Genomic DNA, 22,126 nt, shown 5'->3' with positions numbered 1-22,126 from the left:
GGTTTTTTCATTTATGACTACGCATAACAAGAAGAGGAGCCCGTCCATGTCTGACGCCCCCGTGCTATTCGATACCATTCCCGCCGGCCACTATCGGATCGGTGTGGCGACGCTGAACAACAGTCGCCGGCTGAATGCGCTGGACAATGCCATGATCTCGCTACTGCAGCCGCAACTGGACGAGTGGGCGCAGGACCCGGCAATCGCAATGGTGGTCCTGCAGGGCGCCGGCGATCGGGCTTTCTGCTCCGGCGGTGATATCCGGGACATGGCCACCGCCATCAAGAGCGGCGATCTCACCCGAGCCGAACGCTATTTCAGCGAAGAGTATCGCCTGGACTATGCCCTGCATACCTACCCGAAGCCCATTCTGGCCTGGTGTCATGGCGTGACCATGGGCGGCGGACTCGGGCTCATGCAGGGCGCCAGTCACCGGGTGGTGACCGATGACGCCTTGCTGGCCATGCCCGAAATCGGCATCGGCCTGTTCCCGGATGTCGGCGCCGCCTGGTTTCTCCAGCGCATGCCAGGCCGGCTCGGCCTATTCTGCGGGCTGACTGGAGCAAGGCTGGGCGCCGACGACGCAGTCAGCTGCGGGCTGGCCGACTATCGCATTGCTGCCGACCGCCATGGCACCGTGCTGGGTCGCCTCCCTACCCTGGCTTTCAGTGACGATCCCGCAGCCAATCACGAAGCGCTCAGCGTGTTCCTGCGGGCGCAGCATCGCGCCGGCGCCCAGTCCGGCATGCTGCAACGACTGGAGCGCATCAACGCCATTACCGATCACCGCGATCCGGTTCCGATTCGCGACGCGCTGGCGGCTGCGGCCGAGGACGATAACTGGTTTGCCCCTTGCAACACCCGGGTGACGGATGGCTCGCCCACCACGTTCGCACTGGTGCTGGAGCAGTTCACGCGCTGCCGGAGGATGTCGTTGCGGGAAGTCCTGCAGATGGACCTGGTCATCGCCATGCGCTGCTGCAAGCACAGTGACTTCCCCGAAGGCGTGCGTGCACTGCTGCTGGACAAGGACGGGGATCCGCACTGGACCCCGGCCCGACTGGAAGACGTTGACCGCACCGAACTGGCGGAATACTTCATCCGTCCCTGGCCGGCTGGCGCCGGCCCATTGGATGACCTGGGGAGACACTGATCATGCCCTGTGATGGGCCGGCAGGCGCTCCATCATCGGTGGGGGCGCGGCTGGTCGGGCGAAATAGTAGCCCTGGACCAGGTCTATACCGCTATCGCGCACCCAGTGCCACTCCGCCTCGGTTTCGATCCCCTCGGCAATGACCTTGCCGCCGTTGTCCTTGACTGCGCGGATGATCCCCTGGACGAGATTGGCCTTGTAGCGGTCGGAGTCCACGTTGCGAATCAGCTCCATGTCGAGCTTTACGTAATCCGGCCGCAGGCGGGACAACAGGTTCAGTGAACCATAGCCGGCACCCAGATCGTCCAACGCGACGGGGAATCCGGCCTCGCGATAGACACTGAGTATGCCAAGCAAGTGGTCCGGGCTCTGAATCGCATCGCTTTCAACCACTTCGAAGACGAAGTTGGATGAAGGCAGGGAGGAGCGATGCGCCGCATTGATCGTGGTGGCCAGACAATAGGCCGGATCATAGATGCTGGTGGGGTTGAAGTTGATGAAAAGCGGGGTGCGCAGGCCGTGCTGGCCAGCCTGCTCGATGGCCGCTACCCGGGTGAGGCGATCCAGGTGATGCAGCAGATCCGCTTCCCGCGCTGCTCCGAATAGCTTGCCGGGGGGAATCAGTTCCCCGGTCTCGCTCCGCCCCCGCGCCAGACACTCATAGGCAACGGGCACCGTGGCATCCGAGACTGACATGATCGGCTGATAGTGGACCAGAATCCGCTCCTGCCGCATCAGTTCCAGCAACCATGCGCTGTCAGCCAGTGATATCAGGGCACGCAGCGGACGAATCTGCGACAACTGTGCGAGCGCGAAATCCCGTGGGTCACGCACGACAACGCTGCGACAGGCTTCCTGCTCCGTGGGCGACATAACCGCTGACAGACAGGCCATCAGGGCCTCACCGCGATCCTCCAACGCTATGCCGAGATTATCGCCTTCCAGATGCTGGTAGTCGAAACCCTCGCTGGCGAGCATCCGCACCATTTTCTTGCGCGTATGCGGCAAGTTCGGCGCCAGCACCAACGTGCCTGCGTACACCGGAACCGGGATGATTTCGCAACCTGTACAAGCCATGGAGACAATTCCTAGATATCGGAGAGTGGTATGGGTTTGCCGATGCCGTAGCCCTGGGCATAGTCGACACCGATCTCCCTGATCAGCTGCAGAATGGCGTCATTCTCGACGAATTCGGCGATGGTCTGCTTGCCCATGACATGGCCGATCTCGTTGATCGACTTGACCAATGCAAAGTCTATCGGATCGTCGGCGATATCCTTTACAAACAACCCGTCGATTTTCAGGAAATCCACGGGCAGATTCTTCAAATAGGCGAACGATGACAGTCCACTGCCAAAATCGTCCAGCGCGAAACGACAACCGAGGTCCTTCAGCCGACTGATAAACGGGGCCGCCGCGGTGAGATTCCTGATCGCGGCAGTCTCGGTGATCTCGAAACAGAGCTTATCCGGGGGCACGTTACCGTGACTGACCTGCTCCAGCAGGAAATCAAGGAACTCTTCCTCATCAAAGGAATGACCGGAGAGATTGATCGAGCAGGTGTTGAGACCAGAGAGGCGCTCCGGCTTGCCGGCCAGCCAGGCCAGAGTGGCCGCAACCACCCAGCGGTCAAGCCGCGACGCAAGTCCGAAACGTTCCGCCGCGGGAAGGAACGCACCTGGCATGACCAGCGAGCCTTTTTCGTCCCGCATTCGCAACAGAACTTCGTAATGCCGACCGGGCAAGGCCGGGTTTCCAAGCGGCGCGATGGGCTGCGCATACAGCTCAAAGCGGTTATCGTCCAGGGCATCACGGATGCGACCGACCCACTGCATCTCACCGTGACGACGGGCCAGTTCCGAGTCGTCCTCGCGATAGAAATGGATGCGGTTGCGCCCCTGGTCCTTGGCGGCATAGCAGGCGGTGTCGGCCAGACTGAGTACGTCGTCGATACTGCTGCTGCTCTCGGAAATGGGCACCACACCGATACTCACGCCAATGCCGAAACTGCGCTGCCCCCAGACAAAGCGGAAGTCTGACACAGCTCGCCGCACCGATTCCGCGAGGCGTCTGGCGTTCTCCGGCTCGCAGTACTCGAGCAGCACTCCGAACTCATCGCCACCAAGGCGGGACAGCGTGTCACGGCGACTGACCAGGGCCCGCAGCATCTCGCCGAGTTGCCGCAACAGCTCGTCACCCGCGATATGCCCGCAGGTGTCGTTGATGACCTTGAACTGGTCCAGATCCATGTACATGAGCGCATGGGTGACCCGTTCGCTCTTGCTGGTCTCAAGGGCGCGTTTCAGGCGATTCTCGAACTCCCTGCGATTGCAGAGGCCCGTTAGCGCATCATGGCTGGCCTGGTAACTCAACTCCTCACTGAGCTTGCGGGCCTCCGTCACATCTTCACAAACCGCCAGAACGACAGGCACGTCATCCATGGCGCTCATGGCCCGCGCGGTGACCCGCGCCCACAACGACGTACCATCGGCACAGATGAATTCGGCATCCCAGCGGTGCACATCGCCGTCGGCATCCAGGGCAACGCGGATATGGTTATCAACGGCGTCCCTGCTCTGCCTGCTTTGCAGCAGGTCGAACGGCTGCCCCACCAACTCCTCAACGGGGCAGCCCAGGGTTTCGCCCGCATAGCTGTTCACGGAACGAATGAAGCCGTTGATGTCCACCGTGAAGAACATGGAGGGGTTATGGTCGTAGAGGGCGCGGTAGCGGGTCTCGCTTTCCTGCAGGGCATCCTGGGCCCGTCGCCGCTCGCGATTGATCATGGCCTGGGCGATCTGCCCGGCCACGCTGCTGACGAAGCTGACCTCCTCTGGTGTCCACCGGCGCAACTCGTCCACCGACTCCACCGAGAAGACGCCAACAACCCGTCCGGCGATCAGGATGGGGGAATCCAGCAGGGACTCGATGCCAAAAGGCTTCAGGTAGGTTTCCGCCAATAGCGCCGTGCGGGGGTCGTTCACCGCATCATCGACATCCACGGCGACACCGGTGCGCAGGTTCTCGTAGTAGTCGGAGAACTCGTCCCGGGTGAGCACGCCTCCCTGGTCATGGCGGCCCACGCTGGCAATGTACAGGTCTTCGCATTCCAGCAGGGCGTCGGCTTCGCGCAGCAGCCAGACGCTGCAGCGCTCCACCCCCATGGCCGCCGCACCCAGCTCGGTGACCAGTCGAAAAGCCGCACTGAGATCTCCCTCCGCCACGGCATCGCTGGTAGCGATATGGCCCAGGGCTTCGTGCTGATAGCGCGTACGGCGCAAATGGTTGAGCCGCTGCTGCTCCTGCTCGAGTCGCTCGGACACATCGACCCCGGTGCCCACCAGGTACAGGCCATCGGGAGCGTCTACCCGGCGCAGCGTCAGCACGTGGGGGATACGCCGTCCACTGCGAACGTCAAGCAAGCGCCCCTCGATGGAGCCGCTGCCGCGCTCCATGACACGGCCCAGCCCCACTTCCACCGCCGCGCGATCCGCCTCGACGAAACAATCGATCAGAGACGGCAGGCCCCGAAGCCGATCCATGCCAGCCAGTTCCTCGAGGCGTTGATTCCAGCGGCGCACCTGAAAGTGCTCGTCCAGCAGATAAAAGATGCCTGGCAGACTGTTGATCGCCGATTCGGTGAAATAGCGTTCGTTGAGGAGGTTCTGCTCCGCTGCCCGACGCTCACTCATGTCGATGATGCTTGCCCGCACCAGGGCCTGGCCGTTGCCGGATGGCAGACGCACCACGTGCACCTCGGCGGGGAAGGTGTCAGCCTCGGTGTTGCAGCAGACGCACTCCACGGACCGCCGACTGCCTTCCTCAAGACTCTCGAACAGTGCCTCCACCGTGACGTCGTCCGCGGGATCCCCTGGCTGCCATTGCGCCAGGAAGTCCGACGGTGTTGCCGACAGCAAAGTCTCGCGATCCACCTGGAAGAGCGCCAGCGCATTTTCGTTGGCGTCAACGAAGCGGCGGGAGACCAGATCGAACACGATGATCGCCTCCACCGCGTTCTCCACCATGGAGCGGTAGCGTTGTTCACTGGCGGCCAGGGTGCGCAATCCTTCCGCGCGCTGCATGACGTGCAGCAACATCTGCCCCGCCAGGCTCAATAAAAGCTTGGCATCACCGCTCCACTGCCGTGGTTCGGTGACCACATCAAAGCCCACGTAGCCCACCAGCTGATCGTGGATGCGCAGTGGACAGAGCAAGAGGGATTTGATGCCCTGCTCCTCGAGTCCGACTCGATCCATGGCGGCTTCCGGCGGCAAGTCGTCGAGATGATCGATATCCAGCATGACGCCGGTGCGCTGTCGATCCAGCAGCCAACGGAAGGCATCCGGCGGCACCGGCTGCAAATCCTGGATAGCGGGCGGGACGCCTGTGGCACACCATTCATGGGTGCACCAGGCGGTCTCGCCGTCATCGCGGTATTGCAGTAGATAGCAACGCTGCACCTCCGCATGCCGTCCGATGCTCTCAAGTGCGCGATGGATAGCGACATCCAACTCGCCAAGACCGATGCTGATGAAGCGGCTGCTCAATTCTGCTATCAGTTCCAGCGAGCGGCGCCGGTAGTCCAGCGCCATGTCGGCGCGGCGCCGCTCGGTGATATCAACCAGGTAGCAGTAGAGTTCCACCGGCTCGCCGCCAGCGTCCTCCACCACGGTGACGCTGAGTTCGACCCAGACCTGTTCTCCATCGCGGCGGTAATAGCATTTCTCGAGATCGGCATGGCGCAACTCGCCCACCGCCATGCGCTGCAGGATGCGCTCCTGGTAAACGGACTCCTCCTTATCGGAGAAATCCGTGAACCGGCGTCCCAGAAGGTCGGTCTCGCTGTAGTCGAGAAGTTCGCAGAACTGCGGCGCCACCTGTCGCCAGCTGCCATCCAGCGACATTCGGTTGACCATCACGCGGGAGAAGGCACGCGCCCGCTCAAGACGCGCCTCGCGGGCCTCCAGTTCGAGTTCCCAGTCCTGTTGTGCACTGAGATCCCGGGCGAGCACCGCGAAGTGGGCGTCTGGCCCGTCGTGGTCCGATACCAGGGTGGCCTGCAGATGACGGCGGTCACCATTGCCGCCGCGGATGATGAGTTCGCCTTGCCAGTAACCCGTGCGGTGCACCGCCTCGACAGCCTTCATCCAGCGCATGCCTTGATCCGGCACCTGGACGAAGGCCTGGGAAAGCGTGTGCGGGGCTGAGGAGTCGTCAAGGTCCAGCAGTTTTCGAGCGGCCGGATTCGCAAAGTGAATCCGCGCCGTCGCATCGACGATGTAGACTGGCTCATCCAGCGACTGCGCCAGACGCCCCAGCAACTGACCATCATCCTGATACGCAGTCGCCATTGCCTGGTTGATACCGCCTTCACTTTGTCTGAAAACGTGCAAGCGCCCATGTCTCCGTCAATCGCGGCGGGCACTCCCGGATATCGGTACGAACGGCCGCGACTGCTGCTCTCCCAGCATAGTAAACGGGAACCTGGAAGTGGCGCAGGAATGGCCTCGGAATTTGCCTGCTACGTCACATAAAGAGGGTGCCGAAGCCTTCAGCGCTCGGTGAGGGGCCGCATATCGACAACCATGAGCTGCAGGCGCTTTCGCCCCTGCCAATGATTGACGTCCAGGCGATAAGCCATCTCGATGGTTTCGGGCAGCCCGTCCCAGCCCCGCTCCACTGCGCCAAAGGCAATTGCCTCCACAGAGTGACGCGGGCTGTCCACGGGGCTGAGCTGCAAGCGCAGGTGGCGCTCGCCGACGATACGGCGGGAGTGGACGCGAAAGACGTTATGAAAGACCGGCTCCGGAAAGCCTTGCCCCCAGGGGCCTGCAGCGCGGATCTCCTCGGCCAGCGGCAGTTCCAGATCGCTTGCCTGCAATGGACCGTCGGTGAGCAATTCTCCACGGAACTGCGCGGGATCGACACTGTCCGCCACCACCTGGGTAAAGAGGGACGAGAAAGTATCGAAATCGGCCTCGGCAAGGGACAGGCCGGCTGCGCCTGCATGCCCACCGAAGCGTGGAATCAACCCGGGCTGCAGGCTGTCAACGCGGGCTATCGCGTCGCGTAGATGCAGGCCGGGGATTGAACGCCCGGACCCCTTCAGTTCGCCATCACCGGCCGGTGCGAATACCAGCGCCGGGCGGTGAAAGCGTTCCCGGAGCCGAGAAGCCAGTATGCCGACCACACCCTGATGCCAGTTGGCGTCGTAGAGACACAAGGCCGCCGTAAGCGCATCGCCATCGATACGCGCCTCCAGATCCGCCAGGGCTTCATCCTGCATCCGCGCCTCGATGGCACGTCGCTCCCGGTTGAGCGCATCCAGTCGGCCCGCAAGGGCTGCAGCCGAGCGCGCGTCTTCCGCCAGCAGGCACTCGATACCGACAGTCATGTCCTCGAGCCGTCCCGCCGCATTCAGGCGGGGGCCCGCGGCAAACGCCAGGTCCGAGGCGACTGCCCGCTCAGCGTCCCGGCCGCCCACGCCTAGCAGCGCCAGCAGGCCCGGGCGACAACGCCCAGCCCGGATGCGGCGAAGCCCTTGCTCCACCAGGATGCGATTATTGCGATCCAGGGCGACCACATCGGCAATCGTACCCAGCGCCACCAGGTCCAGCAGTTCGGCCAGGGACGGCACGGCGAGCCCACGCCGCTCGAACCAGCCCGCCCCGCGCAAAGCCTGCCGTAAGGCTGCCATGACGTAGAAAATGACCCCGACGCCCGCGAGGGACTTGCTGGGAAACCGGCTATCGGTCAAGTTGGGATTGACGATCACATCAGCCGCCGGGAGGCTCGGTCCCGGCAAATGGTGATCGGTGACGATCACCTGCATCCCGTGGGCGTGAGCCTCGGCGACCCCCGCATGGCTGCTGATGCCATTGTCCACGGTGACCAGTAATTGCGCCCCCTGGTCCGCCGCAATCGCGGCAATGGGCGGCGTGAGACCGTAGCCGAATTCGAAGCGGTTCGGGACCAGGTAGCCGGGCTCCACGGCCCCCATCCAGCGCAACGCCAGTATGCCCAGGGCAACGCTGGTCGCGCCGTCGGCGTCGAAATCCCCCACCAGGACGATGCGCCGCCCCTGCATGACCGCAGTGGCCAGCACTTCGGCAGCGGCGTCCAGCCCGGTCAAGGTTCCCGGTGGCAGCAGGTTGTCGAGCCCCAACGCGAGATCATCAGCCGAGGCGACACCACGGGCACGCAGCACCCGATCGAGCACCGGGTGCACGCCAGCGATGGCATGACCTGGCGGCAAGAGACGCTGGCGCAGTACCGGGTTCATCGAGACAGCTCCAGGAACCGCTTGAGCGGACGATTGCGACGCCAGACACGGTAGCGATCAGTCGCCTTGCAGAGCCAGGTGGAATCATCCCCGATATGCAGACTCAGCTGCCGGAGGCCACCTTGGTGAAGTGCCGTGAAGGCCGGCTTCAACCAGTCGTCATCCAGCGCGGATATCCAGCTCTCCCAGCGATGGAAACTCTCGCCGTCAAGCACGGGGGGTGCAGGCGGGATATCCACCAGAACTGCTTCACCACCCGCTGCCGCCGCCAGCACCTCCTCTGGTTCGAAGGGCAGCAGTCGAGGGCCGCCAGCGCTCATATCAGCAAGGCCCTGCACACCGGCGTCCGACCCGGCAACGCCGTGCCAGGGAATCCGGGTTGACGTGGGAAGCACGCCTCCCGACCAGAACCAGAGCCCGTTTATCCGAGGCTGCCCCCTGGAGGCGCGACGCTCGCTCACCGCGCTGCCGTGGAGCAGCATTTGCCAATCGTTCAGATAGCGAATCCAGCCCGGAGCGTCCTGGCCGGCGGGCAGGCAGTCCTGCAACCGCCTGCCGATGATCCGGCGCAATGCGGGCATGTTCATGTCAGGCGCGTCAGCAGCCACGCGCAGCAACCACTGGTTCGCGTCGTGCACATGCAGAGTTATGGCATCACTTTCATATAACGCATTGAATTCTCGCGCGATCGCCGTGGATTCCGCATTGGTTACGGCGAGGGTTTCTGGCCCGAGAACCACTAACGTGTCCCGGTCCGGCACGAGTTGGAGTGGTGCTGCCCGAAACCAGCACGCCTCACCGGGATCCAGGCCACAGCCCTTGGCCGCGAGCGCGGCATTGGAGAGCGTCGCAACAGTCCGGATGTACGCGTCCTGCAATTGGCCTGAATCGCGGCCACCGCGGGACAACAGACGAGAGAGTGTCGGCGCCGTACCTGGCATGAGCAGATCAGCGGCGCCCGGGGGAACCGGGCCCAGAGCCCCGGCGCAATGCAGGTAAAGCCCCGGCGGGAGCATTGCGCTGCCCGACACTAGATCCGATCCAGTATGGCCTTCCGAACCGCTTCAAGCTCCGCAGGGACCTTGCTGATGGCATCACCTGCCTGCCGAATCGCCACATCCGGGTCTTTCAGACCATGACCGGTCAATGTGCAGACTACGGTGCTGCCCGCTGGTATCTTGCCCGTGCCGATATCGCGCATGGCGCCTGCAACCGACGTAGCGGAGGCAGGCTCGCAGAAAATGCCCTCGCGATCCGCCAACAAACGCTGTGCCGCCAGAATTTCCGTGTCATCGCACTGGTCGAACCAGCCATCGGATTCCTTGCTCGCCGCCCAGGCCTGCTGCCAGCTTTGTGGATGACCGATTCGAATTGCGGTAGCCACTGTCTCGGGCTCGTCCACCATCTCCCCACGAAGGAAAGGATTGGCCCCGGCCGCCTGGTAGCCGACCATGCGCGGACGGCCGCCCACGGTGTTGCTGGCATAACGGCAATTGCCATCGCAAAACGCACAGGCATCCGTGAGCTTGCCGTCGCGACTGCCGGAACATTCGCAATAGCCGATCCAGTGGGCGGTGATATTGCCGGCATTGCCAACCGGCAGGCAGTGGAAGTCCGGCGCCCTTTCCAGTTCTTCGACGATCTCGAACGCGGCGGTCTTCTGTCCCTGGAGACGATACGGGTTGATGGAGTTGACGATGGTGACCGGTGCGTGCTCCGACATCTGCTTGACGATGCGCATGCCGTCATCGAAGTTGCCTTCGATCTGCAGAACTTCCGAGCCATGCATGATGGCCTGGGCAAGTTTGCCCATGGCGATCTTGCCGTCCGGAATCAGCACGAAGCAGCGAATCCCGGCTCGCGCGGCGTAGGCAGCGGCAGAAGCTGACGTGTTGCCCGTGGACGCGCAGATAATTGCCTCGCTGCCCGCGTTCACCGCCTGGGTCACGGCCATGGTCATGCCACGATCCTTGAAGGAGCCGGTGGGGTTCAAGCCCTCGAACTTCACGTACAGCTCGACGTCGCAGCCCAGATCCCGGGGGATGTTATTCAGGCGAATCAGGGGCGTATTGCCCTCACCCAGACTGATTACCCGCGCATCGTCGGCGATGGGTAAACGATCCCTGTACTTGTCGATTAGGCCGGAATAACGCGGTCGAAATGGCATGATCTCTACTCGTGTTCTCGGCACGCCCAGCCGTGCCGGTGGACTACTGAAGCTGTTCCAGGCGAATCCGATTGATGCGGCCCTGTACCGCTGGCAGCGCTTCCATCTGCTCCTGCGCCGCGTTCATCTGGCGCTCCTTCACCCGGTGAGTCAGGATGATGACAGGCACATCATCGGCGCCTGGCGCGGGTTCCTTCTGCAGTATGGCCTCGATGCTGATGCCGTTGCTGCCGAGTATGCGCGTTACATCGGCCAGCACACCGGGCTCATCGAGCACCTCGAGCCGCAGGTAATAGGCGGTTTCCACGGCAGACATTGGCAGGACCGGCTGATCAGACAACGCCGTGGACTGGAACGCCAGATACGGTACCCGCGACTCAGGCTCTACATTGAACTCTCGCACCACGTCAACCAGGTCAGCCACAACGGCCGACGCCGTGGGCGCCGCACCTGCACCAGCCCCGTAATAGAGGGTGGGGCCGACGGCGTCACCCATCACCATGATGGCATTCATCACGCCATCCACGTTGGCCAGCAACTGCCGCTCCGGCAGCAGCGTCGGATGCACCCGCAGCTCCACACCATCCTCGGTCCATTTGCACATGCCGAGGTGCTTGATGCGATAGCCGAGCTCCTCTGCATACGCAACATCTTCACGGCTCACATGGCCGATGCCTTCAACATGAACCTTGTCGAACTGCAGGGGTATGCCGAAGGCGATGGAGGCGAGAATTGTCAGCTTGTGGGCGGCGTCTACCCCCTCGACGTCGAAGGAAGGATCCGCCTCCGCGTAACCGAGTCGCTGCGCCTCTGCAAGGACCTCGGCAAACTCCCGGCTGTTGTAGTACATCTCGCTGAGTATGTAATTCGCGGTGCCGTTGATGATGCCGGCCAGCCACTGAATCCGATTACCCGTCAGGCCTTCACGAATAGACTTGATGATCGGGATGCCGCCCGCCACCGCGGCCTCGAAGGAGACTGTCACGCCCCGATCCCGGGCCCGCTCGAAAATCTCGTTGCCATGCTTGGCGATCAGAGCCTTGTTAGCCGTGACGACGTGCTTGCCGTTATCGATGGCCCGAAGCACCAGCTCGCGGGCCGGCTCATAACCGCCGATCAGCTCCAGCACGATTTCCGTCTCGGGGTCATCGACGATGCTGAACGGGTCCGTGGTCAGCCGGATGCCATCGGTTGAGCACGCACGCGGCCTGTCCAGGTGACGGGCAGCGGCACTGACAACATCGATGTTGCGACCCGCCCGACGGGCGATTTCGTCATTGTTGCGCTGCAGGAGATTGATGGTTCCCGCACCGACTGTGCCCAGGCCCAGAAGGCCGACTCTTACTGCACTCACGCGTTCTCCTCCACGACCCGGATCAACGACGGGCGTGACCATACCGCAATACCGTGCCGAGTTCATCTGACCTCGGCGACCAAAGCCTTCTATTGCGCCCTGCGCCGGCGTAATCGTACAGTGTTGGGCATGCAATTGACCATGGAAAACACTGGCGACGCCAATCGTATTCACAGTTACGACGACGGCTTCGTCGTGATAAACGGCGAGCGCTACGAGGGCACGACGGTGGTGATGCCTGGTACGCTGCGCCCCGGCTGGGGGCCATTGAGCCTGGCGGAACTGACTACGGCCCATGCCGACGAACTACTGGCGCTGGATCCGGAGTTGATCGTACTGGGTACGGGTGCTCTGCAGCGGTTTCCCGCTCGCGAGTTCATGGTGCGATCCATGGAGGCCGGAGTCGGCGTCGAAGCCATGACCACAGCTGCCGCCTGCAGAACCTACAATGTGCTCATCGCCGAGCAGCGCCGGGCGCTGGCTCTTCTGTTCATGATCGAGGGCCCGGGCACCGCTGACTGATCAGCGGCTCCCGGGCTTGCTGTCAGCCAAACACTGCGTCCTGCGAAAACCCTTCCTTTTCCATAAGATCCCGCAACTTCTTCAACGCATCTATCTGGATTTGCCGAACACGTTCACGGGTGACCCCGATTTCATTGCCGACCTCTTCCAGGGTGGCACGATCGCGGCCACGCAAGCCGAATCGCCGCTCCACCACGGCCCGTTGCTTGTCCGTCAACTCGTCAAGCCAGGTCTCAAGGTGATGCAGGACATCTTCGTCCTGAAGCAGAACCGAGGGGTCCGGGTTGTTCTCGTCGGGGATGGCATCGAGCAATACACGGTCAGCATCCTTGCCGATGGGCGTGTCCACGGACGTTGTGCCCTCGTTCAGCCCCATCATCCGCTGCACATCCGCCAGAGGGCGATCGAGCATCTTGGCGATTTCGTCAGCGGATGGCTCGTGATCCAGCGTCTGCGTGAGTTTTCGCGCGGCGCGCAAGTACTGGTTGATCTCCTTGATGACGTGGATCGGCAGTCGGATCGTACGGGTCTGATTCATGATCGCCCGCTCGATGGTCTGGCGAATCCACCAGGTGGCGTAGGTCGAGAAACGGAAGCCCCGTTCCGGATCGAACTTTTCCACCGCACGGATAAGACCGAGGTTGCCCTCTTCGATCAGATCAAGAAACGCCAGACCGCGATTCATGTATCGCCGGGCAATCTTGACCACCAGGCGCAGATTGCTCTCGATCATGCGACGGCGGGACGCGGCGCAACCACGCTGTGCCTTGCGCGCGAAGTAGACTTCTTCCTCGGCCGTCAGCAGCGGCGAGAAACCGATCTCGTTCAGATAGAGTTGCGTGGCATCCAGACTGGACCCGGCGTGCTCACCGGGTGAGAACTGCAGTGTTTCCTCCTCCTCTTCATTCTCTTTTTCTTCGTCGACGGCATCGACTTCTTCTACGAGTTGCGCGTCGTCTTTCGACACACCCAGCAGCCCGGTACCGTCTTCGACTGCGGCATCCTGCGCCGCGTCCACACGCTGCCCGGCAGTCCGTTTCCTCGCCATGCTGTTCCCTCCGTGAGCCTCCGCTCCCGCAGCGCGCGCCGCCCGTCGGGACGAGAGGGGTAGCCTCGGGAAGCACACTCACTCCCCTCGAAAAACCAATATATGCCTCCGAGAAAAACGGTGCAAGCCTTTGAAGATTAGGACTGCATAGGTTTTGTACAACTACCTCATGAAACCCCTGAACCACAGGGGCTCCAGCTTGGACAGCGGTTATCTTGAGCGTGGCAGCAGGGGCACCGGGTCCACCGCCCGACCATCTCTGCGCAATTCGAAGTGGAGCATCGGCTGGCCACCATTGCGCCCCATTCGCGCGATCGTCTCGCCCTGATCGACCATATCCCCCTCATCCACCAACAGCTCCCGATTGTATCCATAGGCTGTCAGGTACTGGTCGTTGTGCTTGATGATCACGAGGTTGCCATAGCCCACCAGACCGCTGCCGCTATACACCACACGCCCCCCGGCAGCCGCCTTGATTTCAGCACCTTCATCGCCACCGATATTGATGCCCTGCTTGCCATCGGCATCGGCGGAAAATCGCTTCAGCACATCTCCTGGGGCGGGCCAGACCCACCCGTTGGTACTGCTGCTGCCCGTCGACGCCGGGGCCGACGGACGTGGTGGCGGAGCAGGCGGAGCTGATGGAGACCGCGAGGCCGTTGCTGGCTCTCGTGGGGCAGGCGGTGGGCTGGACGCGGTCCGCGACGTGGAGGCGGATGGCGAGAGACGAAGCTCTTGCCCGGGATAGATGGTGAAGGGTTCGCGGATATCGTTCCAGCGAGCCAGAGTCCGATGATCAACATCATGTCGGAAGGCAATGGAGTAAAGCGTGTCGCCCCTCGCCACACGGTAGACGCCGTTTGCCGTGTCGCCGGTGGCACGGGCGGTGCGATCCGACACTGGCGCGTAGGTATCACCGGCACAGCCCACGAGGAGCAACAGCACGCAGGCAAGGCCGACGGCCGACACCGCACGCCTTATGCTCGCTCGGTTCCCCATACCGTCACCACTCCTATCCATGATCAGCGGCTCATGGAGACACGGATTGATTCGCGCGCTCGCGCTCGAGTCAATCCGTGTCACCTCAGGTAGAAGTAGGCCGCAATCAGCAATATGACCGTACCCCACCCCAGCCAGTCAATATAACGCTTGAGCAGTGGCTCAACCCTGGGGCCTCCCCAGCCGACAAGCAGGGCCACAAGAAAAAACCGGCCGCCCCGCCCCACCAGGGACGCCAGCACGAAGGGAATCACTGGCAGTATCAAGGCACCGGCGGCAATGGTGAAAACCTTGTAGGGAATCGGTGAGAAACCCGCAATCAGAACCACCCAGAAGCCATACTCCATGAACCAGTCCTGGGCCTGCTCATAAGCCCCAAGCTGTCCGAACTGGACAATCAGCGGCATGACCAGTTCGATGGCGAAATAGCCGATCAGGTAACCGAACAGGCCGCCGAGCACCGAGAACACCGTGGTCAGTGCGGCGAAGTGCAGCGCACGATTTGGTCGCGCCAGCGCCATGGGCGCCAGCATCACATCCGGAGGGATAGGAAAAAACGAGGATTCTGCAAAACTTAGAACAGCAAGATAACGTGGCGCATAACGATGGGCTGCCCAGCGCAGGGTCTGCTCGTACATGCGCGAGAACACACGAATCATTGCGTCCCGCCAAGCATGGGCACGAAACTGACCTCGGCCAGCACCTCGCGCTCGTAGCCGTCATCATGTCGGGTGTAACAGACCAGTTCCTGCCGCTCACGGTCGCCCACCGGTGCTACCAGACGTCCGCCCAGGGCCAACTGATCCAGCAATACGCTCGGCACATCGTTCGGCGCTGCAGTGACCACGATCCCCCGGAACGGCCCCTGACCAATCCAGCCCTCATAACCATCCCCGTGACGAACGCGAACGTTATGGACGCCCAGGGAGCGGAGGCGTTGACGTGCTTGCTGGGCAAAGAATCCGATGCGCTCCACGGAATAGACCATGGAGGCGAAGCGAGCCAGCACCGCCGCCTGATAGCCCGAACCGGTGCCAACCTCAAGCATGTCTCCGCCTTCGCCATCCACGATCAGCGCCTCGGTCATCCGTGCTACCACGTAGGGCTGCGAAATGGTCTGGCCGAGGCCGATGGGCAGTGCGGTGTCGTCGTAGGCGCGACTGGCCAGCGCCTCGTCAACGAACAGGTGCCTGGGCAGGTCGCGGATGACCTGGAGCACGCGATCATTGGTAATTCCCCCCTCGCGCAAGCGCTCGACCAGGCGCTGCCGCGTCCGCTCGGAGGTCATGCCGATGCCCTTTCGCAAACGCTCGTCGATCATGACAGCCCCGTGACCCAACCGGCGATCTTGTCCAGCGCCTCGTAACGTGTCAGGTCGATCTGGATCGGCGTGATGGAGACAAAACCGTTGCGGACCGCATGGAAGTCGGTGCCCTCCCCGGCATCCTGTTCGCTGCCGGGAGGGCCAATCCAGTAGATGGGACGGTTGCGCGGATCCATTTCCCGAATAGCCGGTTCAGCCCGGTGGCGCTGACCTAGCCGGGTTGCCTCGAAGCCGCGCAGGGCACTCCAGGGGATGTCAGGAACATTCACGTTCAGAATCGTGTCCGCCGGCAATGGATCGCGCAGCAGTCGCTGCACCAGCAGCAGGGCCACTCGAGCAGCTGTATCCAGATGACGCGGATCGTGGGAGCACAGAGAGATGGCAATGGCTGGCAGACCAAGGAAACGCCCTTCGGTTGCCGCGGCCACGGTTCCGCTGTAGAGGATGTCGTCCCCCATGTTGGCTCCGGCGTTGATCCCGGAGACGACCATGTCCGGATCGTCGTCCAACAAGCCGGTTACGGCGAGATGCACGCAATCGGTGGGCGTCCCCTCGACACGATAGACCGACGGCTCAACCATGGTCGCGCGGATGGGTTGGTCCAGGGTCAGGGAATTACTGGCCCCGCTGCGGTCCCGATCCGGGGCCACGACCACCACATCGCCGAGACTCTGCATCTCCAGCGCCAGTCGCCTGATTCCCGGCGCCTGGTAGCCGTCATCGTTGCTTACGAGAATACGCATTGCGTCCTCTGGACAATTGCTTGCACTGAGGTCGACGGCCAGAACGGCGCGTCGCCGTGGCGGGGCCAGTAGCGCCCCCTAATCTGTCAGGGGACACAGTATACTGGCCTGCAACATTGCTGCATCCATGGAAGTGGGCAGCTGATCACAGCGTTTGAATTCCGCTTGAACCAGCGTGGGCGGTACCTTGTCGAAAATGCCTGGGAATGCGCAGGAGCCACCATGACCGACAACCGGGAAGACGATCTCGAGCTGTTCCGGGAAGCCATGGCGGACGTGCGACCCCTGCCACAGGATCGCGTGGTTCTGCGACCAAAGCCACCGAAGCCCATCCCCCGCCAACGCATCGCCGACGAAGAACGGGTGATGCAGGAACTGCTGACCCATGATTTCGATCCGGAGATGCTGGAGACCGGCGAGGAGTTGTTCCACGCCCGCCCCGGCCTGCAACGGCGCGTGGCCCGCAAGCTCCGTCGTGGGCAATATGGCATCCAGGAGGAACTGGATCTGCACGGGCTGACCGTGCCACTGGCCCATGCTGCATTACGTGAATTCATAGCCGAGTGTCGGCTACGCAATCTGCGATGTGTGCGCGTCATCCATGGCAAGGGGCAGCGTTCGAGTAACCGTGGGCCAGTGCTGAAGACCAAGGTCGACCGTTGGCTTCGGCAATGGGATGAGGTCATTGCCTTTTGCTCCGCACGCCCGCGGGATGGCGGCACGGGAGCAGTCTACGTACTGCTCCGGGCCTGATCACGGGCATCGGGAAATTGCCCCAGTTCCCGGAGCACGGCGGTGGCATAACTGCCCGCCGGCAGTTCGAACCCGAGTTCCCAGGCGCTGCCGTCCAGCGCCCGCCATGACAGACCCGCCACCGGTACCCGCAACGCACGCCGCTCACCCCGCAGGCCGCAGCGGGCAAGACCACCGACAAATTCCGGATAGCCGGCCAGCACCTGCTGCTCCAGGGTGGCGACATCACCGGACGGCGGCTTCCCACCCTCACCGGGAAGTGGCCCGGTGGGGTGGATGTCCAGCCGCGGGAGGCGGGCATCGCCCGCCGTGTTGTCATCGGCCATGAACAGGCTGTGGCTATCGGTGAAGGTCATCAAGTCACCGGGTAACCCGTGATTCCAGTTGCCGGCGGATACCCTGTGGGCAAGCACCTGGTTGAACAGGAAGGAACGGGCTGCCGACAGGTACAGGCCCCGCTTGGTCCTGTCCCGCTCCCGCCTGCCTGCGAACAGTGCTGCCGCTCGCTCCAGGTTGCGGCCATTGATACCGAAACGCTGGGCACCGAAGTAGTTCGGCACGCCGACACGTGCGATCTGCAGCAGACGCCGGTGAATGTCAGCGGAATGGCCCTGTACATCCCGCAGTACCAGGCGGAAACGGTTGCCGCGCAGGGCTCCGACACGCAGCTTCTTGCCATGACGCAGGGTGGCGATCCAGGTCAGCCCCGGCGGTGGCTCGGGAAGCTCCAACGCCTGTCCCGCGGCATGGATACCGAACCACTGTTCAGTGACGGCGTGTCGATCCTTGAGTCCCGCCCAGGTGATGGCCTTCTGGGGGATCTGTAGCGCCCCGGCAAGCCAGCGGGCAACATCCGGCGTGTTCCAGCCTTCTTTCCTGACCCGGACAAACAGATGCTCTCCGGCGCCATCCGGGCTGTAGCCCAGTTCCTCGAAAACCTGAAAATCTGCCGTGGCGGCGCGAAGCAGACCGCTGGCCGCAGGCGGGCCCAGGGCACAAGGCAGATCCGTCCACGCCGTCGTCGCCGAGATCCCGCTCACCGGGACGACTCAAGCAACACCACCGCCAGAGCGGCGATGCCCTCCTCCCGGCCGGTAAAGCCCATGCGCTCGGTGGTGGTCGCCTTCACGCTAACGGCCTCCATCGGCAGCGAGAGGTCCTCGGCGATATTGCGGCGCATGGCGGGAATGTAAGGTGCGAGTTTCGGCTTCTGGGCAACCAGGGTGCCGTCCACGTTCACCGGGCGGAATCCGGCTTCGCGGGCCAGGGAGAGCACGTGCCGAAGCAGCATGCGGCTGTCCGCCCCACGCCAGCGCTCATCGGTGTCGGGAAAGTGCTGACCAATATCGCCGGCGGCAATTGCGCCAAGCAAGCCGTCGGCAATGGCATGCAGCAAGGCATCACCATCCGAGTGGGCGGCCAGGCCCTGGTCATGGGGTATATCGACACCACCGAGCACGAGGCGGCCACCGTCCTGAAACCGATGGGCGTCAACGCCCTGACCAATGCGCATACTCATGTGTTCGAATCGTCCCTCTGAGCCTGCAGGATGCACTCCACCAGGGAAAGGTCTGCAGGATAGGTAAGTTTGATATTGAGGCGACTGCCTTCCACCAGTGCCGGACGATAGCCGGCAAGTTCCATTGCCTGGGCTTCATCGGTGACCTGCTGCCCAGCGCCCAGAGCCTCTTGCAGGGCCGCGCGTAGCCGCACCAGGGGGAAGCACTGGGGTGTCAGGGCATGCCACAGCCCGGTGCGGTCGACCGTGGAAGACACCCTCTCCACACCGGGGTTCTGCCGCTTCAGCGTGTCGCGCACCGGCGATGCCAGCAGGCCGCCATCGTCAGCGGCACGGGCCACCGCGAGCAGCCGTGTCAGTTCATCCGGAGACACACAGGGCCGGACCGCATCATGCACCAGCACCCAGGATGGAGGCGTGGGCAGGTCATGCAACCAGTTCAGCGCATTGAGCACCGACTGCGCGCGTTCCGCGCCGCCCTGGACCACATCCACCGGCTTGTCGAAGCCAAGATTGAGCGCCGACCACCAGTCATCGTCGGGGCTAATGGCCACCACGGCCCCACGTACCTCCGGATGCACCAGCAGGGCATCCAGGCTCCAGCGGATAACCGGCGAACCATCAAGGGAGAGGTATTGCTTCGGTGTGGGTCCACCCATGCGCCGCCCCACCCCGGCGGCGGGCACCACGGCATAGACGTGATCGGCGTGGGTCATGGTTCGGCGACCTGGTAGAACACCTCGCCTTCCCGAATCATGCCCAGTTCGCTGCGGGCGCGTTCCTCAAGAGCATCAAGACCGCTCTTGAGATCGTCCACATCAGCTTCCAGCGCCGCATTGCGTGTCTGCAGTGTCTCGTTTTCGTCGATCTGCGCGTCCACCGAGGCCCGCAACTGCCACATGTGCCGCAGTCCGCCATCCTGCGTCCACAGCTGTGCCTGCAACAACAACAGGCAGCCCAGCAAAGCGACGATCATTAGGCGCATCGGCAATCAGGCCCGCTCTAGCCACTCTCGGCTTGATGAGTGCTGCATCCGACCATACCCCAGCTCCACGGCGGGGAACAGCCCGATGGACTGCAACGGGCCTGCGCGACCCACAGCTAGAACGCCTTCAGATTGGGAAAGGCCTTGCGTCCGGCGTACACGGCATCGTCACCCAGCTCCTCTTCGATGCGCAGCAGCTGGTTGTACTTTGCGACCCGATCGGAACGGCACAGGGAACCCGTCTTGATCTGGGTGGCCGTGGTGGCGACGGCCAGATCGGCAATCGTGGTGTCCTCGGTCTCACCGGAACGGTGCGAGACCACCGAGGTGTAGTTGGCCGCGTGGGCCATGGCAATGGCGTCAAGCGTCTCGGTCAACGTCCCGATTTGGTTCAACTTGATCAGGATCGAATTGGCAACGCCGCGATCGATACCATCCTTGAGAATGCGGGTATTGGTGACAAACAGATCATCGCCCACCAGCTGGCAGCGGGAGCCGATCCGCTCGGTGAGCACCTTCCAGCCATCCCAGTCGCTTTCGTCCATACCGTCTTCGATGCTGATGATGGGATAGCGGTCCACCCAGTCGGCCAGCACACCGGCGAACTCCTCGGCGGAGTAGCGCTTGCCCTCCGAGGCCAGATCGTAGACGCCGTCCTTGTAGAACTCCGAACTGGCCGCGTCGATACCGAGCCAGACATCCTCGCCGGCCCGATAACCCGCCTGCTCGATGGCTACAAGGATCGTCTGCAGGGCAGCCTCATTGGAAGGCAGATCCGGCGCGAAACCACCTTCGTCGCCCACGGCCGTGCTCAACCCCTGCGCCGTCAGGACCTTTTTCAGGGCATGAAATATCTCGGTGCCACATCGCAGCGCCTCACTGAAGCGGTCGAAACCGATGGGCAGGACCATGAACTCCTGAAGGTCGACGCTGTTATCGGCGTGAGCGCCGCCGTTGACGATGTTCATCATCGGCACGGGCAACACATAAGGGCCGTCCGGCGCCAGGGAACGGAACAGGGACAGGCCCTGTTCGTCGGCATTGGCCCGGGCCGTCGCCAGCGACAAGGCCAACAGCGCGTTGGCGCCGAGTCGACCTTTATTGTCGGTGCCGTCAAGCTCGATCATCGCCTGGTCGACACCGCGCTGATCACTTGAGTCCATGCCCTGCAGTGCCCGGGCCAGCACGGTGTTGGCATTTTCCACGGCGTTGCGCACACCCTTGCCCAGGTAGCGGGACTTGTCGGCATCCCGCAGCTCGACTGCTTCCCGGGTTCCCGTGGACGCGCCCGAAGGCACCGCGGCCCGGCCGAATGCACCGTTATCCAGCCAGACATCGGCCTCGACGGTCGGGTTGCCCCGGGAGTCCAGAATTTCTCGAGCCCTGATTTCCTTGATTGTCGCCATGCTGACAGTGCACTCCTATGCTGCTCGATGGTTCAGTTGATGAGGTCTTCCGCAAACCCGGCCTGCTTCACCTGGCGATCAAGCGCGACCAGGGTCTCAAGCAATTGCTCCATGTGCGGTAGCGGCCAGGCATTGGGTCCGTCGGAAAGCGCCTTGGCGGGGTCCGGATGCGTTTCCATGAAGAGCCCGGCGATACCAACGGCCACCGCCGCGCGCGCCAGAACGGGAACGAATTCCCGTTGCCCCCCGGACGCCTTGCCCTGCCCGCCCGGTAGCTGCACCGAGTGGGTCGCATCAAAGACCACCGGACAACCCGTCTCGCGCATTACCGCCAGCGCTCGCATATCCGAAATCAGGTTGTTGTAGCCAAAGGACACGCCCCGCTCGCAGACCATGATCTGCTCGTTCCCGACAGCCCGCGCCTTGTCCACCACGTTGGCCATGTCCCACGGTGCCAGGAACTGACCCTTCTTGATATTCACGGGTCGGCCCTGACTCGCCACGGCCTGGATGTAGTTGGTCTGACGGCAGAGAAACGCCGGGGTCTGCAGCACGTCAACCACCGCGGCAACCTCCGCCAGCGGCGTGTCCTCGTGCACATCGGTGATCACCGGCACCCCAACCTGCTGCCGTACGGACTCGAGTATGCGCAGCCCCTGCTCTATACCGAGACCACGAAAACTGTCGTGGGACGAGCGATTCGCCTTGTCAAAGGACGACTTGTAGATGAAGGGCACACCGAGGCGAGTGCAAAGCTCGTTGAGGGCTCCTGCGGTATCCAGCGCCAACTGCTCGGACTCGATGACGCATGGACCGGCAATCAGAAACAGCGGCCGATCCAGTCCGACGTCGAAATTGCAAAGCTTCATGG

At 62.9% G+C, this 22,126-nt stretch carries 20 protein-coding genes; 3 read left to right on the top strand and 17 right to left on the bottom strand.

Going from position 1 to position 22,126, the window contains the following annotated elements; genetic code table 11:
- Positions 1–46 precede the first annotated feature (46 nt).
- Positions 47–1,153, top strand: coding sequence for an enoyl-CoA hydratase/isomerase family protein (locus J2T57_RS16490; RefSeq protein WP_253481249.1), 1,107 nt, complete (start codon positions 47–49; stop codon positions 1,151–1,153).
- Here J2T57_RS16490 and J2T57_RS16485 read toward each other — a convergent pair whose 3' ends face one another.
- The 6 genes from J2T57_RS16485 to J2T57_RS16460 form a co-directional block, all read right to left on the bottom strand.
- Complete coding sequence (locus J2T57_RS16485) at positions 1,154–2,230, bottom strand: EAL domain-containing protein (protein WP_253481246.1); 1,077 nt, start codon at positions 2,228–2,230, stop codon at positions 1,154–1,156.
- 11 nt (positions 2,231–2,241) lie between these two features.
- On the bottom strand, positions 2,242–6,504 hold the full coding sequence (locus J2T57_RS16480; protein WP_253481242.1) for an EAL domain-containing protein: 4,263 nt from the start codon (positions 6,502–6,504) through the stop codon (positions 2,242–2,244).
- A gap of 200 nt (positions 6,505–6,704) precedes the next feature.
- A complete protein-coding gene (gene recJ / locus J2T57_RS16475; RefSeq protein ID WP_253481239.1) occupies positions 6,705–8,435 on the bottom strand; it encodes a single-stranded-DNA-specific exonuclease RecJ in 1,731 nt (576 codons plus the stop codon).
- The gene (locus J2T57_RS16470; RefSeq protein ID WP_253481235.1) at positions 8,432–9,466 is read right to left on the bottom strand and encodes a hypothetical protein; all 1,035 of its coding nucleotides are present in this window, start codon (positions 9,464–9,466) and stop codon (positions 8,432–8,434) included. The genes recJ and J2T57_RS16470 overlap by 4 nt, the downstream gene beginning before the upstream one ends.
- Positions 9,466–10,602 (bottom strand): threonine synthase, encoded by a 1,137-nt coding sequence (thrC, locus tag J2T57_RS16465; RefSeq protein ID WP_253481233.1) that lies wholly within the window; start codon positions 10,600–10,602, stop codon positions 9,466–9,468. Before thrC ends, J2T57_RS16470 begins: the two co-directional genes overlap by 1 nt.
- 43 nt (positions 10,603–10,645) lie before the next feature.
- Positions 10,646–11,956, bottom strand: coding sequence for a homoserine dehydrogenase (locus J2T57_RS16460; RefSeq protein WP_253481230.1), 1,311 nt, complete (start codon positions 11,954–11,956; stop codon positions 10,646–10,648).
- Positions 11,957–12,097: 141 nt separating this feature from the next.
- On the opposite strand from J2T57_RS16460, the gene J2T57_RS16455 reads away from it, so the two are divergent.
- On the top strand, positions 12,098–12,478 hold the full coding sequence (locus tag J2T57_RS16455; protein WP_253481227.1) for an Mth938-like domain-containing protein: 381 nt from the start codon (positions 12,098–12,100) through the stop codon (positions 12,476–12,478).
- A 22-nt stretch (positions 12,479–12,500) separates the two neighbouring features.
- On the opposite strand, the gene rpoS is transcribed toward J2T57_RS16455, so the two are convergent.
- From rpoS to surE, 5 genes are all read right to left on the bottom strand, one after another.
- On the bottom strand, positions 12,501–13,526 hold the full coding sequence (gene rpoS / locus J2T57_RS16450; RefSeq protein WP_253481224.1) for an RNA polymerase sigma factor RpoS: 1,026 nt from the start codon (positions 13,524–13,526) through the stop codon (positions 12,501–12,503).
- Positions 13,527–13,736: 210 nt separating this feature from the next.
- The gene (locus tag J2T57_RS16445; RefSeq protein WP_253481206.1) at positions 13,737–14,525 is read right to left on the bottom strand and encodes a peptidoglycan DD-metalloendopeptidase family protein; all 789 of its coding nucleotides are present in this window, start codon (positions 14,523–14,525) and stop codon (positions 13,737–13,739) included.
- Positions 14,526–14,605: 80 nt separating this feature from the next.
- Positions 14,606–15,181 (bottom strand): YqaA family protein, encoded by a 576-nt coding sequence (locus J2T57_RS16440; protein ID WP_253481966.1) that lies wholly within the window; start codon positions 15,179–15,181, stop codon positions 14,606–14,608.
- On the bottom strand, positions 15,181–15,846 hold the full coding sequence (locus tag J2T57_RS16435) for a protein-L-isoaspartate(D-aspartate) O-methyltransferase (protein ID WP_253481204.1): 666 nt from the start codon (positions 15,844–15,846) through the stop codon (positions 15,181–15,183). Before J2T57_RS16435 ends, J2T57_RS16440 begins: the two co-directional genes overlap by 1 nt.
- Complete coding sequence (surE, locus tag J2T57_RS16430; protein ID WP_253481202.1) at positions 15,843–16,592, bottom strand: 5'/3'-nucleotidase SurE; 750 nt, start codon at positions 16,590–16,592, stop codon at positions 15,843–15,845. Before surE ends, J2T57_RS16435 begins: the two co-directional genes overlap by 4 nt.
- A gap of 222 nt (positions 16,593–16,814) precedes the next feature.
- Between surE and J2T57_RS16425 the strand changes: the two genes are divergently transcribed.
- On the top strand, positions 16,815–17,345 hold the full coding sequence (locus J2T57_RS16425; protein ID WP_253481200.1) for a Smr/MutS family protein: 531 nt from the start codon (positions 16,815–16,817) through the stop codon (positions 17,343–17,345).
- On the opposite strand, the gene truD is transcribed toward J2T57_RS16425, so the two are convergent.
- The 6 genes from truD to kdsA all read right to left on the bottom strand — a co-directional run bounded on the left by truD (position 17,324) and on the right by kdsA (position 22,124).
- Positions 17,324–18,385: a tRNA pseudouridine(13) synthase TruD gene (truD, locus tag J2T57_RS16420; RefSeq protein ID WP_253481198.1), complete on the bottom strand. Its 1,062-nt coding sequence runs from the start codon at positions 18,383–18,385 to the stop codon at positions 17,324–17,326. The genes J2T57_RS16425 and truD overlap by 22 nt on opposite strands.
- Complete coding sequence (ispF, locus tag J2T57_RS16415) at positions 18,382–18,858, bottom strand: 2-C-methyl-D-erythritol 2,4-cyclodiphosphate synthase (protein WP_436262717.1); 477 nt, start codon at positions 18,856–18,858, stop codon at positions 18,382–18,384. Before ispF ends, truD begins: the two co-directional genes overlap by 4 nt.
- A gap of 2 nt (positions 18,859–18,860) precedes the next feature.
- Positions 18,861–19,580, bottom strand: coding sequence for a 2-C-methyl-D-erythritol 4-phosphate cytidylyltransferase (gene ispD, locus J2T57_RS16410; RefSeq protein WP_253481179.1), 720 nt, complete (start codon positions 19,578–19,580; stop codon positions 18,861–18,863).
- A complete protein-coding gene (gene ftsB, locus J2T57_RS16405; RefSeq protein WP_253481963.1) occupies positions 19,577–19,849 on the bottom strand; it encodes a cell division protein FtsB in 273 nt (90 codons plus the stop codon). The genes ispD and ftsB overlap by 4 nt, the downstream gene beginning before the upstream one ends.
- Before the next feature lie 116 nt (positions 19,850–19,965).
- Entirely contained in the window at positions 19,966–21,255 is a 1,290-nt protein-coding gene (eno, locus tag J2T57_RS16400) for a phosphopyruvate hydratase (RefSeq protein ID WP_253481176.1), read from the bottom strand.
- 32 nt (positions 21,256–21,287) lie between these two features.
- A complete protein-coding gene (gene kdsA / locus J2T57_RS16395; RefSeq protein ID WP_253481173.1) occupies positions 21,288–22,124 on the bottom strand; it encodes a 3-deoxy-8-phosphooctulonate synthase in 837 nt (278 codons plus the stop codon).
- Positions 22,125–22,126: the final 2 nt, after the last annotated feature.

Source organism: Natronocella acetinitrilica, assembly GCF_024170285.1.
Taxonomy (GTDB): Bacteria; Pseudomonadota; Gammaproteobacteria; order Nitrococcales; family Aquisalimonadaceae; genus Natronocella; species Natronocella acetinitrilica.
This window is presented reverse-complemented; position numbering and strand designations above follow the sequence as displayed.

What these genes read in the sequence shown, in the direction of transcription:
- J2T57_RS16490 (WP_253481249.1), top strand. Translation starts at nt 47, where the DNA reads ATGTCTGACGCCCCCGTGCTATTCGATACCATTCCCGCCGGCCACTAT.
- J2T57_RS16485 (WP_253481246.1), bottom strand. Translation starts at nt 2,230, where the DNA reads ATGGCTTGTACAGGTTGCGAAATCATCCCGGTTCCGGTGTACGCAGGC.
- J2T57_RS16480 (WP_253481242.1), bottom strand. Translation starts at nt 6,504, where the DNA reads ATGGCGACTGCGTATCAGGATGATGGTCAGTTGCTGGGGCGTCTGGCG.
- recJ (WP_253481239.1), bottom strand. Translation starts at nt 8,435, where the DNA reads ATGAACCCGGTACTGCGCCAGCGTCTCTTGCCGCCAGGTCATGCCATC.
- thrC (WP_253481233.1), bottom strand. Translation starts at nt 10,602, where the DNA reads ATGCCATTTCGACCGCGTTATTCCGGCCTAATCGACAAGTACAGGGAT.
- J2T57_RS16455 (WP_253481227.1), top strand. Translation starts at nt 12,098, where the DNA reads ATGGAAAACACTGGCGACGCCAATCGTATTCACAGTTACGACGACGGC.
- rpoS (WP_253481224.1), bottom strand. Translation starts at nt 13,526, where the DNA reads ATGGCGAGGAAACGGACTGCCGGGCAGCGTGTGGACGCGGCGCAGGAT.
- J2T57_RS16445 (WP_253481206.1), bottom strand. Translation starts at nt 14,525, where the DNA reads ATGGGGAACCGAGCGAGCATAAGGCGTGCGGTGTCGGCCGTCGGCCTT.
- J2T57_RS16435 (WP_253481204.1), bottom strand. Translation starts at nt 15,846, where the DNA reads ATGATCGACGAGCGTTTGCGAAAGGGCATCGGCATGACCTCCGAGCGG.
- surE (WP_253481202.1), bottom strand. Translation starts at nt 16,592, where the DNA reads ATGCGTATTCTCGTAAGCAACGATGACGGCTACCAGGCGCCGGGAATC.
- J2T57_RS16425 (WP_253481200.1), top strand. Translation starts at nt 16,815, where the DNA reads ATGACCGACAACCGGGAAGACGATCTCGAGCTGTTCCGGGAAGCCATG.
- ispF (WP_436262717.1), bottom strand. Translation starts at nt 18,858, where the DNA reads ATGCGCATTGGTCAGGGCGTTGACGCCCATCGGTTTCAGGACGGTGGC.
- ispD (WP_253481179.1), bottom strand. Translation starts at nt 19,580, where the DNA reads ATGACCCACGCCGATCACGTCTATGCCGTGGTGCCCGCCGCCGGGGTG.
- ftsB (WP_253481963.1), bottom strand. Translation starts at nt 19,849, where the DNA reads ATGCGCCTAATGATCGTCGCTTTGCTGGGCTGCCTGTTGTTGTTGCAG.
- eno (WP_253481176.1), bottom strand. Translation starts at nt 21,255, where the DNA reads ATGGCGACAATCAAGGAAATCAGGGCTCGAGAAATTCTGGACTCCCGG.
- kdsA (WP_253481173.1), bottom strand. Translation starts at nt 22,124, where the DNA reads ATGAAGCTTTGCAATTTCGACGTCGGACTGGATCGGCCGCTGTTTCTG.